At 64.7% G+C, this 17,995-nt stretch carries 4 protein-coding genes; all 4 read right to left on the minus strand.

The genetic code is table 11. The features are described from left to right. The 4 genes from ACPOLB_RS02920 to ACPOLB_RS02935 all read right to left on the minus strand — a co-directional run bounded on the left by ACPOLB_RS02920 (window position 1) and on the right by ACPOLB_RS02935 (window position 17,994). The gene (locus tag ACPOLB_RS02920) at window positions 1-6,417 is read right to left on the minus strand and encodes a DEAD/DEAH box helicase (RefSeq protein WP_425259796.1); all 6,417 of its coding nucleotides are present in this window, start codon (window positions 6,415-6,417) and stop codon (window positions 1-3) included. A gap of 2 nt (window positions 6,418-6,419) precedes the next feature. Further along, window positions 6,420-7,922, minus strand: a complete 1,503-nt coding sequence (locus ACPOLB_RS02925) for a hypothetical protein (RefSeq protein ID WP_425259797.1) — start codon at window positions 7,920-7,922, stop codon at window positions 6,420-6,422. Then, window positions 7,919-12,802, minus strand: coding sequence for an AAA domain-containing protein (locus ACPOLB_RS02930; protein WP_425259798.1), 4,884 nt, complete (start codon window positions 12,800-12,802; stop codon window positions 7,919-7,921). Before ACPOLB_RS02930 ends, ACPOLB_RS02925 begins: the two co-directional genes overlap by 4 nt. Window positions 12,803-12,885: 83 nt before the next feature. Then, window positions 12,886-17,994, minus strand: coding sequence for a class I SAM-dependent DNA methyltransferase (locus ACPOLB_RS02935; RefSeq protein WP_425259799.1), 5,109 nt, complete (start codon window positions 17,992-17,994; stop codon window positions 12,886-12,888). Window position 17,995: the final 1 nt, after the last annotated feature.

Here is a 17,995-nt window from a genome sequence, read left to right on the forward strand (position 1 = left end):
TCACTCCTTGTTCTGCTGCAGGGTCACGCCCAGCCGCTCGGCAACCGTTACATGCCACAGGTTGCCCTCGACGGCCGTGGCCGACTCATCCAGCAGCGCGACGGACCACCCTGCTGCCTTCCACGCCCCGACCAGGTCCTCCTGGTCGGCTCGCAGAACGGCCAGCTTGGCAGTGACCCAGGTTAGTTCCGCGTCGGCCAGCACCATGCCCTTGTCGTCCGCGAGCTCTGTGCCCACTTCCGGCAGCGCGGCCCCTCTTTGTGCCAGTGCCTTCAGACCTTCGACCAGCGGGCCAAGGCACTGCTCGAGCACCTGCTTCCAGGCTCCATTCAGCGCGGCCAAGTCATCCGCCTTGGCGGGTCCACTCGCGTCGGCGCCCAACGCCCCGAGTACTTCGTAGTCGTGCGCATCGAGGCCAGCGGCCGTCGCCAACAGCGTGCCCGGGAGAAACTGGGTTGTGTTGAACAGCTGGAGCCACCGACGCCAACCTTGGTGCAGGGCCTCTGCCTCTGGCGCCTCGCTGTCCGCGAGCACGACTGCGCCGGGCGCCATCCACGCGCCTGCCGCAGGCAACCCCTTGGCCAACGCCAAGGGCCACCCCCCGACGTAGCTGACCGGCCCACTGGGCCGCGACATCACCGGCGCAAAGCCGGGCCCGGTTTCGCGCGCATAGAGGGGCAGTCGCGACAGCCACTGCGCGCGCTGGGCGTCGCAAGCGGCCTTGTCCTCTGGCGAGGAGGGCACCATCAGGAAACCCGCCCACGCTGCGTTGCGCTGCATGGCTGCCACGCTCGGGTCTATGCCAGCGCCGTCCGCCGGGGCGGCCAGCCATTGCAGCAGCCTTGCCACCGCATGCTGCGTGAACGCCTTCTCCTGCGCGCGCGGCACCGTCGGCGGCGCCTTCGCCCCGTCGTGCCGCGACATGGCCACGAGCGGCGACTCCAGGTCGGTCTCCAGGCTGCCCTTCAGCGCCGCGGCGACGTCCTGATGTGTCACCGCCCAGACCCAGAACCTGCCGCTCGCCAGGATGGCGCTGCGCTTCAAGGCATCCTGCCGAAGGATGTCCTTGTGATACGCCCACCCGTCGCAGAAGACAGCCACAGGTTGCCGCTTCGAGCCGCTGGCCCAGGGCCAGACCAGGAAGTCGGGCTGGCTGGCCACCACGACGCCCACATCGCTGTTCAAGACGGCCTGCGGCTCCACGCGGTAGCGCTGGCCACCGACCTCGAGCACGTAGCCCGACTTGCCGTTCACCACGTCCTGCACCAGCTTGACCGCGGGCAATCCGCCCACGCCGCTGAGCTTCTTCAGGCTCTCGATGAACCGCGCTTCGAGCACCGAGTCGAAGTTGGGGTTGATGTAGATGTCCGAGATAGTCTTCACGCGCTCGAGCGAGCCCAGCGAGCCCACCAGCTCGGACAGCACTGCCTTCGCGTTGTCGCGTGACACCAACTCCATGCTGCGGCCCAGGCGGTACTGGTACAGGCAGCGGTAACAGCCGTCCTTCTCGGGGTCCTTGTTGCAGGAGCACGAGGTCAGCGCATCGAGTGCCAGGCGCATCACATCGCCCAGCGTCCTGGCATCGTGCGCCAGCAGCTGGTGCAGATAGCCGGTGCCGCCCGGCACCGAGTCGTACAGCATCACGTAGTGCTTGCGCGGCCCGCCATCCTTGCCGGGCTCGTCCTGCAGCACCATGCGCAGGTGGTCCACCTTGCCGCCGAAGCGCCGCTTCAGACCCAGCTGCACTGCTGCCATGAACGACTGCACCACCCGCTCGTCGACGCCACTCTTCGTGTATGGCACCAGGATGCGCAGCGCCTCCGACTCGAACTCGCGGTACAGGTAAAGGCAGTCCAGCAGGTTAGCCGGGTCGTCGGTGCCGTGCTTCGGGCAGTCGAAGCTGTGATTCTGCTCGGCGGCCAGGGCGCCACGGCGCGGCGGCTTCTGCACCTTGCCGCAATGCTTGCAAAGCCGGAAGCCAGGCCGCTGGGCATCCTTGTCGGCCACCTTGAACGCGTCGCCCGGCTTGGCCAGCTCCCCGAAGTTCACGTCACGGAAGGTCACGCGCGAGATGAACTCGAAGCCGAACGGCGTGCCGCCAGTCGGAATCTGCCAGGCCTCGCGGATGCTGGAGGGCAGGAAGTCCGCCATCAACTGCCGTACGTAGTACTTCGGCTCGCGGTCTTCCGAGCTGTCGTCGATGCGGACGTCGGTGTCGTTGCTGTTGGCAATCGCCTGCCGGAAGCGAAGCAGCGTGTGCTTCTGCCCGCCGTCCGACCACATCGGGTCGCCGCAGTGCGGGCAGGTGGTATGGACATCGGGCTCGACCACGAGGTTCTGCATGTGATGGCAGCTCGGGCAGAAGCGCCAGTCCTCGGTCTTGGCCAGATTCATGTTTATCTGGTCGACCTCCACGCGCCTTTGGTTGGCGTAGAAGCGGTTCTCCGGCGCGAATTCCGACAGTGCCGATTGCGCCGGCCGCTCGTACTTCTGCGTGGCCAGCGACACGTAGGCACCCTGCCCGGGCTCGTCAGCACCTCGCTTGCGCCACAACACGGACTTCAGCTGGATGCCCGACTCCGGGAACGCGTAGTTCGGAATCAGCCCGGCGTCGGTCAGCGTGTTCAGCAGGTCGCGCCCGTTGATTTCCTTGATGAGCTCGAGCATCTTGTCGCGCTCACGCAGCAGGTTGTCGATTTCGTTCTGCGTCGCCTCGTCCTGGGGCTTCTGCTGCGCCTTGGCCTTGGCTCGGTCGAGCTCGTCCTTGCGCTTCTTGTAGGTGCGGCGCTCCTCAACCAGTTCCTCCAGCGCCTTCGTCAGGCGGGAGCGCAGGCCGTCGGACTCGCCCTGCCCCTGCATGTAGTCCCACAAGCGGCCGCGGACGACCTCGTCGACGTCCTTGTCCAGCAGCGCCATGAAGCTTTCGAACAGGCGCTGCTCGTGCTTCAGCACGTGGTCGCTGAAGATGTAGGGGAAGCGGTCGAGCTTCGTCTGCTCCATCGCGTCCAGCGCCTGTGAGGTCTTCTCCGGCAGCGCCGTGGCGTTGCTCAGGCTGGACACCCAGTCGTCCATGCAGAAGGCGAAGAGCTGGCGCCGCAACACCTCGGCCGCCTGCAGGAACACGCCGGGCGGCGCCACCTCCCCGGCAATCATCTCCTCGGTCTCGGCGAAGAAGTACAGGTCGTGCGGGCTGTTGCCGTCGGCCAGCGTGGTGGTCATCGCATTGCCGTCGCGACGCCCGGCCCGGCCCATGCGCTGCAGGAAGCTGGCCTGGTTCGGCGGCACCGAGCACAGCAGCACGGACGACAAGTCTCCAATGTCCACGCCCATCTCCAGCGTGGGCGTGGCCGACAACAGGTTCTCGTACCAGGGCCTGGGCTTCTTGTCCTTGAACCGCAGCTCCAGCGACTCCCGCTCCTGTCGCTCGAGCAAGCCCGTGTGCTCGGCGGCAATCACGCGCCGCAGGTCACCCTGGCTGAAGCGCCGAGCCCACCAGTCGGCTGCTTCGGGGATGAGCTGCTCGTACTGCGACTCCACCGCATCGAGGCAAGGCATCCCCAGCAGATGCTCGGCATCCTGCCGGGGAACGGCCAGGCGCCGCTTACTGCCCAGTGTGGCCACGAAGGCGACTTCGGTGTCGAGCTGCAAGACCTCGGGATTGATGGCCAGCGTGTCCCCAAGGTGATGCGAGGTCTTCAGCAGCAGGCCCGCTGCCACCATCACGTCGAAGGCGGCCCGGTACATGTCGGCCGCCTGGCCTTTGGCGAGCAGCATCTGCTGGCCCAGCGCAGCCTCGGCCCAGCGGTCGTACCAGTTCTTCCGGCTGGTACCGGTCAGCTTGTCGAAGTCGCGATGCTTGCCCAGCGTCATCAGAACCGGGCGAGGGCCGTAGTCCCCCATCTTGGGCATCCACTCGGCGCGGCCGCCGCCCTTGGAGAGCATCCAGATGTTGCCGTCGGCCGCGTAGTTCACCATCTCGGCATGCATCACGCCGCCGCGGCGGCGCATGTACGCCAGCGTGCCCCACAGCCACTGCGTCAGCACGGACAGGTCCAGCCCTTGGGCACCGAACTGCTCGTGGAACACCGGCAGCAGGTGCACAGCCATCTCTTGCACGCGCGACCACGGCACGTTCAGCGTCGCCTTGCCCACCCGCTCCAGCGTGCGCCCGCGTTGGCTTTGGTACGTGAGGTCGCTGAACAGCTGCCACAGCAGGCGCTTGCGCACCTTGCCCGGCAGCCGTGAGCTGGCAGGCAACTGCCCGTGCTGCAGCAGCTCGACCGACCAGTCGTGCTGCCAGGTCATGTTCGGCGCCAGGAACTCAGCCACCAGCGTCTCCGGTGCCACGTTCAGCACCGAGCCTGCTTCATCGAACCGCTTCTCGGCAAGCACCAAGAACTGTGCCCAGGGCATGCTCGACACCTTCAGCTCGTCCAGCACGTGGGCCCACGCGGTGCGCACGTTGTTGAGCCAGGTGCGCGCACCGAAGAACCCGGCGCGGTGCGCAGCGTCCTGCACCGAGTCCGAGAAGGCAATCAGCTTCTTGTCGTCGTTGAAGATACTGGCCCAGCTGGCCTCCACGATTTGCGAGCCGAGCGTCGCGTTGCGGGCGCCCAGCAGCAGCAGCTCGTCGCGCTCCCCGCAGCTGGGGCAGGCGTCGTCGTGGCGCGTGTACTGCGCGGTGCCGACCACCTGGGTGCGCTGCGCCGTCACGCGGTAGATGGGCAGCAAGTCCTGATGCGCGCAGGCCAGGCAGGCGGCATCGCCCGGCTGGACGTTGCCGCAAGCCACGCAGACATGTTGGTGGACCCCGTCGACATGAGGCCGGCCGACACTGGTCGCCGCGTACAGGCGTGCCGCCTCGGGCCGCCGCGAGAACCAGGTGTTGTAAATCTCGTCGAGCTGCGTCGAGAGCTTGTTGCTGCCCTGCACCAAGCGAGACAGCCAACCGGTGGTGCGGCATTGGCTGCACTGCACCATGGGCAGGTAGACGCCGTCGCGTTCGCCCGGCAGGTCACGCTCGCTGCGCAGGCGCACATCCGGCGCCTGTGTGGCCAGCTTGCCGACCATGCGGCGGAGCTCTCGCACCCAGAGCTGCATCCGCAAGGTGACGAGCGGCTGCTGCCCATCACGCAGCGCCCAGGCCACCAGCACCATCAACGCATCCAGCACGCGCGCCACCTGGGCTCTTGTAGCCGCGGGCATATTGCGCGCGAAGGCCTCCTCCAGCGCTGCATAGCTGACCACGCCACCCTTCATCAGCCTCAGCAGGTTCACGAAGAGCTGGTGGCGCTTCAGGTGCTCGCCCAGCGCATGGCGCCAAGCGGCGGTGGCTACCTCGGCCTCGTCAGCCGGCTGCGGCAGCGCGGGAAACAACACACCGAACCAGGCCCGTACGGCCCCCTGCGGTGAGCTGTAAAGCGCCGGCGCCAAGGCTGCATCGAGCTCGGGCCGCCAGATGAACATGTGGTCCACCGTCGCATCGCCGAGGAAGGCATCCACCGACAGCCGGTTCTCGGTGATGACGGAGTCTGCGGGGAACGGTGTGCCGAACACCTGGCGCGCGTACTCGCGCAGCGGCGCAGTGTTCGACGCGCCGCCCAGGGTGGCGGAGGTGCCGGCACAGATGAGCTGGTCCTTGTCCGCCTTCAGACGGGCGCGCAGGCGGCGCAGCAGCAGCGCGAGGTCCGTGCCCTGCGCGCCGTCGAAGGTGTGCAGTTCGTCGACCACCAGGTAGCGCAGCGTGGTGGGTGTGTTGTGCGCCCAGAGCTGCCGGTCTTTCGGCCGCAGCATCAAGTAGTCCAACATCTTGTAGTTGGTAAGCAGGATGTCGGGCGGGTGCTTGCGCAGCGTGTCGCGGTCGGTGATGACGCCGCTGGGCGTCATCACCATGCCCTCGCCCGGCCTGCCGGCGACACCGCCCACGTACAGGCCCACGCGCAACCCGGCGAAGGCCTGGTTGCCAGACACCAGCTCGGCCATGCGGCGGGCCTGGTCGGTGGCCAGCGCGTTCATCGGGTAGATGACCAGCGCCTTGATGCCCGCGCGGCCAGCAGCGCGCTCGCGTGCGCAGTGGTCCATCACCGGGAACAGGAAGCATTCGGTCTTGCCGCTGCCCGTGCCGGTGGCCACCAGCGTACTGGCTGCCAGATGCTGCGTAGACAGGCGCTGCCAGGACTGCTCCTGGTGGCTCCAGGCCGGACGTGGCGTCTCGAAGGTCTTGAAGAAGTTGCGCCCTGACGCCCCTTGCGCGAAGGGCAGTCCGACTTGCACATACGGGCCCTTCAGCCATGCCTCTTCGTCCTCGACGAACCGGCTCATCAGGCCGTGCATGAAGGCGTCCGCCGGCTCGAAACCGGAGACGAGGAACTGCTTCAGACCGACCTGGATGTCTCGGGCAAGTAGCGACGGCAGCACGCTCAGGTCTCCCCTGACTCTTCTTCGTAGTGCGCGCCGTCGACCAAGCCGCAGTAGTTCAGGAAGGGGAGCCCGTCTTCAAAGGTTGTTGGGGATACGCCGGCTTCCTTCTGGGAAAACCTAGCCTTGCGACCGTAGCGTCTGCCACCCATCGCCTTGCGCAGCAGCTTTTGGGCTAGGTCCAAGTGCTTGGGCGTGGCCGACAGAATGCCGATGGGCATCCAAAGCCCAGGATTCCCCGGGCTCGGCAAGTGAATGAGAGCGGCCATGAACCCCGTGGGATACAGCATGAGCTCCAGCCGCCCGCCCATCAGCATGCCGTCTGGCGGCGCAGGTCGCGAGAAGTGGAGCTCAGTCAAGCCCTGCACCCGGAAGCGACTCAGAACCGCCTGCTCCTGACCTGGCTCGGCATAGGCCAGCACGTGTAGGTTGTCAGCGCCCTTGTCGCCGCGCACCTGAGCCGTCAGCTCCGAGACCGTCCTAGCAAAGGCGTCTCCTCGACCCCAGAGCAGGTCATCGGGGGTCAGCCAAGCCAGTGATGTCAGCAAAGGCCCGTGCCGGCGTCGGCCATGGCGGCGGTCCTTCAAGCGGGCGACGATTCGCTCGCGGTTCTCCTGCAGGTACAGATTCCCGAAGACTGCCTCAACGCCCACCTGGTAGCGCACCGCTCTGGTCAGATGGACTTCGGTGAGATACCGAAACAGGTCGAACTTCTTTCCTTGAAGATACTGACGCAGCAGCGGGAGGTCGAACGTGTCGATGAACTCCTCGAGGTCCGAACTGCCGAGCGCGATGGTCTTGGGGATTGCTGCCGTGACTTGCTGGTTGACGAACTGCACGAGCTCGGCCGGAGCAGCTCGCTCAAAGTTCTGGTCAATCTGCCGCTGAACCTGACCATCGCTGTCGAGCGCGAAGCTCACCGGAATGGGGATGTATGTCCGTCGTCTGCTCTCAACATCCTCGACCGAATACACGCCGAAAGAGCGGTCGCGCAAGTCGCCGCGGAGTGCTGCCACCTCCGGAAAGCGCTGGCGGTAGGCCATCCGGGCGCGCTCCGCACTCTCGCCTATCGCCTCGTCCGAGGTTTCCAGCTTCAGCAGGTTATCCGTTGGGGCTTCTCCTGCTTGGGGTCGCAAAGGTGTGAAGGAGATGAGGTCGAAGGTCACCGTGTCGCTTCGAAGCTCCACCTTGCTGAACCGCGGATGGTCTCCGCCGGACTCCTCGAAGCGCTCAATGGCAAATCGCGTCAAGTGAACATCCTCTTCAACGACCTCGAGCAGACCCTGCCTCACCAATGAATCGATGACAGCCACCGCCTCGTTGTTCGTGAAGCCGAAGTAGTTTCTGAAGGCGGTGAGGTTCACCGAGCCGCAGATGCGCAGCAGACGCAGGACAAACTCAGTGACAACGGGGAGACGTTCCTCGAGCGCGATGTACGCGTCGACCCGAAAGGTCTCGACCGGAAGTCCGAAGGTCACGCGGTTGAACTCAGATGGAACGCTCATACCCCTTCTCCCAGTTGCTCTGCAGGTATGACTACGGCGCGGCCCTGCTCGGCCAGCTGTTTGGTGTACTTGAGTACGCGCCCCAAGGGTGCTTCTGCGTGCCTGCCTTGCCAGAGCTTGCTGGCGCCAACCACGAACAGCCGCTCCATCGCGCGCGACATCGCAACGTTCACCCGATTGGGGCTCCGTAGGAAGCCGATTCGTCCATCCGGGTTGTTCCGAACCGTGGACAGGATGACGATGCGGTTCTCCTTGCCCTGATAGCTGTCCACCGTATCGACCTTCACGAGCCGCCTCGCTGACCCCAGCCAGGGCGCCTCAGCCTTTAGCTTGTCGATGAGAGACCGCTGCCTGCTGTACATGCAGATGATGCCGATTGGCGGCTCCTGCGGCTTGAGGTCCTCCGCCATGAACGCCATGAACTCATCGGACTCGATAATCTGCCGCAGCAGTTCCATGACCACGTGCGCCTCGGCAGTATTCCAAGTGTCATCACGGGCGTCACTTTGCTGCTCATAGCCACGGCGGCCGAGCGTCGAGGTGTCGACCCAGGTCACCTCCTTCGAGAGGTGTGCTGGCAGCAAGTCGTAGTACTCGGGTGGAGCGCCTCTGCCTGTCTCAAGCTGGCCGCCGTAGAAGCACTCGGAAACCAACTCCCCGATGTCCGGCGCCATTCGGTACTGGGACAACAGTGTTGTCCCAACCTGCTGACCGTAGGCCGAATTGAACAGCCGTTCGAAGTCGCTCCGCAGCAGCGTTGAATCGTCTGCAACGCCGTACCGTTCGCGGACCGCTTCGCGAACCTGGTCTGAGAAGGTCGGCGGGAGCTGCAGGTGGTCGCCGACCAGAAGGATTCGATGTCCCGCCTGCATCGCAACGGCCAGCTCGCTGGGTGCTGCCCGTCCAGCCTCGTCGATAATGACCCAGTCGTAGATGTTCTGAACGACCCCTGCGCCTCGGTAGCCAACACCGACAAGAGTACCCGCGACGACGGTTCGAGACTTGGCCAAGAACTCGGCAAAATTGGCATCTGACGAGCCCAGGGCGGCAACCCACTCCTCGGAAAGCTTGATGACCCGGAGGAGTCTTGAGATAGCGTCTTGTGAGCGGACCTCGTACTTCTCGGCCAAGCCGTCGCGAATCCGGTTCAGGAGCTCGATGGGAGACCCCTGTGCATCGACCTGGTAGAAGTCGGCAGCGATGTCATAGAGTGACTCCGTCAGCGCGCGCACGCGAGCATCCAGCGACGCTACGGAGCGTTCGTCCTCTCTGCCTGTGCGAGCTTGCAGCGTCGCAATCCGGTCGCACAGCATCCCAATCCTGAGATGCAGCTCGACCACTTCCGCCGCATACCCCTTGGGCAGCCCGAAGGCGCTTGCGAGCTCAACGATGCGCTCCTTCTGCTCGGCCTTGAACGACTCTCGGTATGCGTTCTCGATGGATGAGGCGTGCAGGTGTCGAATCTCGTCCGAGGCTACAGACTCGGCGCCAAGTCGCACGGCGTTGAAGTCCACGCCCATCGTGCGGCAGACTTCCATGCCCTTCTCGAGCGCATTGTTGACCGCTTCGTGGGCTTGGCTGACCAACAGAATTCGACGGGCTCCTTCCTTGGTCATCAAGTAGTGCAGCAGCGACGCGATGAACCAGGTCTTGCCTGTCCCTGGCGGCCCTTGAAGCAGACTCACAGGTCCGTTGCCGAGAACGCGCTTGAAGGCTTCACGTTGACTTGGATTGAGGCTCTTGCCGTGCTCTGAATACACCTCCAAGTCTTGGTCGGAGGGTGCCGAGAACTTCTGCGGCGAAAGCTCGGCGGAAGGTGATGCTTCGAAGTAGGAGATGAGGTCCGGCACAACCGCCTTGTCTTGCAGAATCCGTTCAACCGCGAACCTCCTTCGCGTGAACGACGCCTTCTCGTTCGTGCTCATTAGTCGCAATCGACTGCCAATCTTGAAGTTCGCTCGGAGGTGAGGTTGGTCGATGGCCAACTCTGCGTAAGCACCGACCGTGGTGTCGCGAAGATTGAGCTGACCGCAAGGCTTCCAGACTCCATCGTTGGTCTGGCTCTCGACCACCACCTCATCGGGTGGCTCGTAGTTCAACACACCAGAATCGGCGTGGTATGGAATTAGCAGCTGGCCCGAGCGCTCTGGGTTGTGCCTCTTTTCCCCGGCGACCGTGACCGTGAAGAAGGCGTCCTCTTCAGCGTCGAGAAGCGTTTGCCATAACTCTCGCACCGGGACAGGCCCAAGGTCATCGACGCTGGCGTCCGCAGGCTCAAGCTCAGGGTCGGTGGTGACCTCCTTGGCCTCAGCCCGCTTGGAGCTCTCAGTCGCCGGCAGCCGCCTCTTCAGCTGCGCATCGTCCAACAGGAACAGCACCAGGTCCTGGGCCTCCGCCGCCGGTCCTTCGGCGAGCTCAATCTCCATGCGGACGGAGGCGTCTCGCATCATTTGGGACCGCAACAGCTGGCTCTGCGACACGCTGCTCGCCTTCACCGATTCGACAGCCTCCTGACCCGGATTCCAAATCAGGGTGAGTTGGCGGCCGACGCCAGTCACATAGAGCCGAATACGGCCCTCGGACTGGCGGTCGCGCTGTGCGGCGATATGGAAGGCGCCGTTGTCGCTCCGCAGTGCTCCTGCAGGCACGCCAGAGTAGGCGAGATTCGGAACGACCACCGTGAAGTGCGGCGCCTCTGCCTTCTCGCCCTGTTCTACCTTCTCGAGCGCCTTCGAGAGCGGGTCAAGCGTAGAGAGCGTCTGTGCATCGAGAAGGTTTGCCAGCTCTTCGTAAACGCGAGGAATCGGAAGACTTCCGCTGGTCGGAGCGCTGCGGCTTGAGTCCAGTACCTCGACGAGCACGGCCGCAAGGCTGTATCGGTCTCGCTCCGAGGGCGTCAGGGACTTGTAGTTGTCGGGGAGGTATGCCGTGGTGTAGGCATCTCCCTGGTCTCGTCTGAAGTCCAGAACATCCACCAGCACGGCATCACCCGAACTGCGAACGACGACGTTGTCAGGATGGATGTCACCATGCGAAAGCTCTACCGCGTGCAGCTTCAGGAGCGTTCCCACGAGCGACCGGGCGACCTGCATCCTGGCCTCGTAGGTCGGTGAAGTCAGTAGCCAGGCCGACAGTGGCTGCCCCTCGACCCACTCGGTCACGAGCAGGAGGCTGCCCCTCGACAGGCCGAAGTCGACGACACGATGCAGCCCCGAAATCTGCATGCCCTTGACGACTCGCGCTCGCTCAAGAAATGACAAGAGGCGCAGCGAACGGTCGGGCTTCCTGGGGTCCGGCTCCACGCCATACCAGACCTTCACAAGGTGGTCACCGTCTTCAGTGGTGGACCGGAAGCAAAGGTACTCCTTGGTCTCCGCGCGTAGGTCCGTCTCGGAGTAGTCGCGCTCCTTGCTGTTGGCACGGTACGAGTCGAAGGCAGCGACATCGACAATCTGAAGGGGCGCGTCAGTGGTAGCGGCGTTCAACGCCTCCAGCATCTCCCGCGCATTGGGATACCTTTCGCTGGCCGCTGGGGACAGCGCCTTTCTGATGACTTCGGTGACTGCCGCGCTGAACCCCGCGTCTGCTCGGTCAGACCAAGCATAGATATCGGCAGGCTTCGGCGGTCGCTCTCCAAACAGCACGAGGTGCGCCAGGGCTCCGAGCATGAACACATCGCGTCGGTAGGGGGTCGCCGCGGTATCAGGCTGGCCATCCTCTGGCAGGACTGACTGCTCCACCTTAACCTTGTCGCGGAAGGCACCGACGGTCTTCATCTCCGGGTAGTAAGCGGCCGGAAAGCCCGACATGACGACCTTCGAGGACCTGTCCACCCAAACGCTGTGGTCTCCGATGTCACGGTGCGCCACGTTGAGCGCATGCAGCTCGCCGAACTTGTGCAGCACGGCCTTCACCAGGCTCAGTCGCTCGTCGGCGGAGAGTTTGGGAAGCACCGAGTGCGTGAACTCCGCCAGCCGGGTGACGCGACCCGGCAGCGCGTACAGCTCCGTGAAGTCGAGCGTCACGTCCCGGTCGGCCTTGCGGCTTATGGGACGCATCAGGCTCAGGGAGAGCTCTTCGTTCTTCTCTGCAACGTACTCATAGACCCGCTGCTCCCGAAGACCGACAAACGGGCGGTCGCGCTCGCCGATGAGGTCCAAGCCCAGTGCTGTGAAGTCCCACTGCCGCAGAAGCGCATGCTTGAGCGGGTCGTCCTTGGCGCTGGCTCTGAACTCCGAGTACAGCTTCTTCGGGTGGATGAAGATGGGGTCGCTTTCAGGCCGGAACCCGTCGACCAAGTAGTCCTTCGGCTTGAACGACGGTCCCTCGAAGAACGCGTCGTACCGGTCCAGATGGTCCAGCGGATTGAACAGGGGCCTCTTCCAGAAGTAGTCCCTGTACACCTGCTCGTAGCGCAAGGCCAGAAACTCCGTCATCGTGAGGACCGACTTCTCTTCGTCGGGGGTGAGCTTCGTCTGTTTGACGTTGCCATGCATTACGACGAAGGAAGCTACGAACGGGGTGAAGTTCGTACCGAGCTTCTGCTTCATCAAGCTCGCGAGCCGTTTGGCGTTCAGGTTTGCCTTCAGAACCGGGGAGGTGTCTCTCGACTCGCCATCCAAGTACCACTTTTGGCCGTCTGACTCCAGCAGCTTGCCGTTCCAGTTCTTCAACTCGACGACGATGACAACGTTGTGCGTGATGAGGACCAGGTCGAAGTCATCGTCACCGGCGCCTCGCCCACCTCGACTGATGGCAAAAGAGGCGTATCCACGCCACCCCTTGCTAAAGGCCGTGGTACTGAACTCCCGCCGAATCTGTTGGTGCGCCTCGACTTCGGCCTTCGGCACGCCGCTCTTCTTGATGAGCTTGATATCCATGTTCTCCCTTGCCCGCTCGAACTGAATCCTTCAGAAGCCGCCAACCTATGGCACTGCGATGAGCGCCGCTCGAGGATGCCGGGTCACTGAGATGGCCCACCCTCGAAGAACGCCCAAGCAGTGCGGTAGTCGGCCTCACGGTCGGCGCGGGCGAAGGGCGCGACGTAGCGGCGCTCCACCGTGCGCGGGCCACCGGGCAGCGTGTCGTCGCTGACCCACTGCGTGACGACGGTGCCATCGGGCACGAGCCACTGGCCGTCCTTGTAGAGGTCTTCCCAGCCCAGGTTGCCCTCACGGACCCTGCCTTCGGGCGGCTGGATGCGGGTCTTGGGTGTCTTGGCACCGCCCTTTCGCGGCAGGCCGACGCCGATTAGGCCCTTGCTATTGGTGAAGACGATGCGGCCGTTGATGTCGTACCAGGTGTCGCGTTCGTAACCTTGCATCACCGGGAACTGCACGCGGTAGATGAGCAAGAGCTCCTCCAACGTCAGGCCCAGCGCCTGGGCGACCAGCACGTCGATTTCCACCAGCGCCATGCGGCGGGCGTAGTCGCTGCGCAGGGCGCAGCTACGCGTCCAGGTATCGGACAGGTTCACCCAGAAGCCCTGTGGCAACCGAGGGTTAGTGGGCTGACTCCACGACTCATCTGCGAAAGCAACGCTGTAGGCTGCTTCCCAAAGCGATGCGTAGTGCGCCGTAAGGCAAGTCAAGGCCGCTGAGCGGGCCAGAGCCGAAGGGAAATTCGTGCATGTGAGCGGCAACCTCAGCAAATCCACCCCATAGAGGTCGCCACGGCCAGTCGTCTTGACCAAGAAGTCCAACGGAACTGAACTCAGGGTTGCATTGGCGCCAAGTAGGTCGTTTGGATGCCGAAACACTGAAGTGACGCTTGAGTTCACCGCTACTGCGCCTTGCGGAGCCACGGCAGGAATCAAAGTTCGCTCGCCGGACTGGGCCAACCTTCGTCGATGCAGCAGTGGATAGTGGTCCGTAAGCAAGCTCGGACCTGCTTCAGATGGAGGCGCCCAAAGGACGCGGGGCAGCGATGCCGCGTAGCCGTCTTTGTCGTCTCCAGGAAGGTAGCTTGAGCGTGGCAAGAACTCAGCCGGAGCATCATGATGGTTCACGATGTCGTAGTGCCCATTCGCCCGACAGACCTCGCGCGGTGTCTTGTAGTAAGGATTGGACACGTGATAGTGAGGACCGGAGAGAACGAGAGTACCGGTAGTTTTTGCGAAGCCGTCCGCTGGCTCACGCTTGCGCAGCAGCTTTGCCTTTTGGGCCTGTGTCTCGTCAAACACCACATCGAACGTTCGAAGTTCTCCACCTAGTGAACCAATTCGACGCTTGCAGTTGGCGAGCTTTGCGAGCACGTTGCTGAGCGTTTGCGCGTGCAGCGCCGGCAAACGTGCACGGCGTGCGGGCGTGCCGGGTTCGTCGTAGAGCTGGGCGAACACGGCGAGGGCCGCATCGTCCACGCGAACAATTCGGAGGAGATGACCGGCAGTATTCCACTGGCCCAAATCGTTCTTGTAGCCACCCACAGCGCCACTACCGTCGTGCAGGTAGCAAGCATCGACCGTGGAAGGGGCGAAGAGGTTCGCTAGGTGGTCGAACGCTGAAGTTGTTCGCCGAGTGCCATACACATTGATGCTGTACTTGGTGAGGTGGTGCACTTCGGCAAACAGCGCCAATTCATTGACGAACTGAAAATGTCGCCGCAACCGCGCATACAGCGCTTCGCGCAACTCCCCGCCGTTCGGGTCGTCGTATGGTCCCTCAGGATGCAGCAAACCCGTGACACCCTGCGTGCTGTTGAGCCCCCAAGCAAGCGGCATGAAGCACTTGTAGAGGTTGGCCTTCATGCCCGCCAGCAGCGGGTAGTTTTGGACCGCCTTGAGAAAGTCCTGCGTGCCCTCGGCCTCTTCAAGCTCGGCTGTCCACGCCGCCCGCAGCCCCGGGTGCCCTGCGAAGGCCTTCTCCCGCTGCTTCGCCAGTTCGGTGGCACTGAAGCTGCGGATGGCGAAAAGTGGATTGAACTCGCCCAGCACGCCTGCTTCGTTCCAGTCCACCTTCAGCCACGGCGGATTGCCAAGCAGGAGGTCGAAGCCCCCGCGCTGGACCAGCACATCCGCGAAGCACAGTTCCCAGTGCATGAATCGCCGCCTTGCGGCAATGGCCTCGACCTGCCCCACCCGCGGGAACGCGTCGCGCAGCCGGCCGATGCGCAACTGGCCGTAGCGGTCACGAAGTTGTGGCGCTTCGGCAGCCTGCTGAAGCGACAGTTGCGACTCGAATCCAGTAAACGTGCCCTGACCCTCGGGTACCCAGGGTGCTGGTGGCTCGTCGGTCGCCGGCTGCAGGTCTAGCCCCGGCTGCTCCGTCACATCGACCACGTTGCCTTCGAGGATGGCCCCCACCTCCAACCACCAGGCCTCGCGGCTCGGCAGACTCGCGCTCTCGGCGATGGGCCAGAACCACAGCGCACACCAATAGTCCATCACCAGCTTCAGCCGGCGGAACGGCGTGGCCAGGTCGCCGTCTTCGTTCAGCAGGCCTTCGCGGCGGATGGCTTCCTTCTGCGCGCGCGACAGCGGCCCAGGTTCGTCGTGCCGGCCCTTGCGGTGCGGCCAGACATCCAGCGGGTCTTCGGTGCGCGCCCGGTCGCGCGCCAGCGCCTTGGTGTGTTCGTCCCACAGTTCCTGCACCACCGTGCTCAGCTGCTGCAGCCGGCCGACCTCGACGCTCGACAGCGGCGCGGTGAAGGCCCGGCGCCAGCGCTTCAGACGTTCGAAGTCTTCGGGGTACAGCTTCTTCGCATCCTTGTCAGCATAGTCGGCCATGCCGGGGTCGGGCAGCAGGAAGTGCCAGATGTCGTCGGCCCTGCGCGGTTCGGCAGCCATCACGCGGCGCGGTGGTTCTTCGTACCAGGCGGGCTTGGCGCCCCGCACCACGCTCGTGGCGCGATACACCTGCCGGCGCGCGCCGATGAGGCTGTTGCCGGCGAAGAGCTGGTAGCCGAACCAGGGCACGCGGGCCGGCTTCAGGGGCAGCGGATTGCCGTCCTTGTCCTGCGTGGGCTCGCCGTAGATGGCGTTGAGCCACAGCGACACCTCGGCCAGCTCCACCGCCACCGGGTTCAGGTCCACGCCGAACACGTTGCGGTCGGCCAGCACCATGCGCACCTTCTGCAGCTCCTGCGCATATTCGTCGTGCGGGATGCGCCGGCCTTCTTCGGCCTGCTTGCGCTCCAGGTAGGCGTCGGCCAGCTGGTTGACGGCCTCGTTCAGGAACGCGGCGCTGCCCATCGCGGGCTCGCAGACGGTGAGCGTGAGGATGTCGTCGGCCTTTTTCACGCGGCCGTTCTCGGGCGCCAGCAGTTCCTTCAGCGCGTACTTCACCAGGCACTGCGTCAGCACCTGCGGGGTGTAGTAGCTGGCGCTCTTCTGCCGGTCGCGCCCGGCCAGGCGGTAGATGAAGCTGCCCTTGGGGTACAGGCGCAGCTTGCGGTGGCCGTTGCCGTCGATGTCGTAGACGCGCTCGTCCTCGTGGTACTCGGCCAGGCGGCCGGCGGGCACGAACCAGGCGTTCTCCAGCTTGTCGGCCTCGCTGTTCTGCGCACCGCCGCCGCGGCGGCCCCACGCGCTCGGCTTGTCGGAATCGTCTTCGTCCTCGGGACCTTCGTCGTCTTCGTCAGCGTCCGCGTCCGCGGGGGCAGCGCGGCCCCTCTTCGGCGCAGGCTTCACCTCGTAGAGGTCGTCGGCCGCGAAGAACCCGCGATAGCTGAGTAGGGCCTCGTAGACCGCGCCTAGTTGGTTGATAGACAGCAGCTGGTAGCTGACGCGACCGCTGCGCCGGCCGCGGCCTTGGCCGCGGCTGAGCGACATCAGGCGGATGACACGCTGCCACAGGTGGTTGGGGAAGCGCACCTTGTTCAGCAGCGGCAGCGTGGCGTCGTCGAACAGGCGGCTGTCCAGCGGCGCAAGCGCGAACACCTCCTTCGCCCCAGCCACGGTGGGGCTCAGCTGCTGCGTGGCCGGGCCCAGCCCGCAGCCTTCGGCCACCAGCTTGAACAGGCGCCGCAGCGTGGCGTCGAAGTAGTGGCCGTCGTGCGCCCGAGGGCTGGTCAGCGGTTGCAGCTCCAGGTCGCGCAGGCTCTCCAGGCTGTAGCCCTTGAGATAGACCTCGCTGCGGGCGATGGGCACGTAGCCCAGCTCGGGCCGCGCCTCGATGTAGAACATGAACAGCAGCCGGTACACCAGCCGCAGACATTCCAGGCTGAGCTGCGAAGGGTCCAGCTTGTACTGGCCGGAGTACACGCTCTTCTTGCTGCCGCTGGCCTGCTCGTCGAGCTGGCGAGCCGCCTCGTTGCCCAGCAGCTCGATGGCCTCGCGCAGCGCGTACTTCAGGTCTTCGCTGACGCCGAAGGCGTGTTTGTGCGCGTTCTCGTCCAGGCTTTCGAGCAGGCTGCCGCCTTCACCGGGGGCAAAGCAGTCCTTGTGCAGCAGTGCGGCGCAGGCCTTGAGGGTGTCGGCATCCTTGCGGTCCAGGATGTCGCCCCAGTCGAAGCGCAGGGCGCGGTTGTTGGGCCACTTGTAGCGGTCCAGCAGCAGCCAATGGTCCAAGCCCAGCAGCAGCACGTAGCGCGGCGGCTGTTCGGCGCCGAACACGGCATCGGACAGCAGCTCGGCCCAGGTTTCGCGCTGCATTGCGGGCGGCACGGGCTGGCCGCCGAGGTGCAGGCTCAGCAGCCGGTGGTCGAGCAGGTCTTCGTTCTCGGCGCCGGGCTGGTAGGCCGGGATGATGGCCAGGCGCGGCGGCAGCAGGTGCCACAGCGGCAGTGGCAGGCCAGGCACCAGCTCGTGCACCACGGGTGCCTTCGGTGGCGCGTCGTAGCCCATCGCCTGCAGCAGGCCGGCTTGCAGCTGCGTGAAGAGCTGCCAGCGCTCGGCTTCGTCGTGGCCACGGGCCACCTGCCCGCGCAGGCTGAACCACTTCTGCGCCCAGGATTGCAGCCGCTTGTGCGGCGCGCGGAACGCGTCCTCGCCCGGGTGTTCGGATTCGGCGGCTTCCCAGGCCTCGAGGCGGGTCTTGATGTCGCCCTTGAAGACCTCGGCCAGGTAGTGGTGGCTGTAGAACTCGTTCTCGTTGGCGATGCCAGCGAAGGTCTGGACGGCGTCGAGCACGGGCATG

The organism is Rubrivivax soli, from assembly GCF_049810355.1.
Taxonomy (GTDB): domain Bacteria; phylum Pseudomonadota; class Gammaproteobacteria; order Burkholderiales; family Burkholderiaceae_C; genus Rubrivivax.

Excerpts from the sequence above, each read along its gene's own strand:
- ACPOLB_RS02925 (WP_425259797.1), bottom strand. The coding sequence starts at position 7,922 with ATGAGCGTTCCATCTGAGTTCAACCGCGTGACCTTCGGACTTCCGGTC.
- ACPOLB_RS02930 (WP_425259798.1), bottom strand. The coding sequence starts at position 12,802 with ATGGATATCAAGCTCATCAAGAAGAGCGGCGTGCCGAAGGCCGAAGTC.
- ACPOLB_RS02935 (WP_425259799.1), bottom strand. The coding sequence starts at position 17,994 with ATGCCCGTGCTCGACGCCGTCCAGACCTTCGCTGGCATCGCCAACGAG.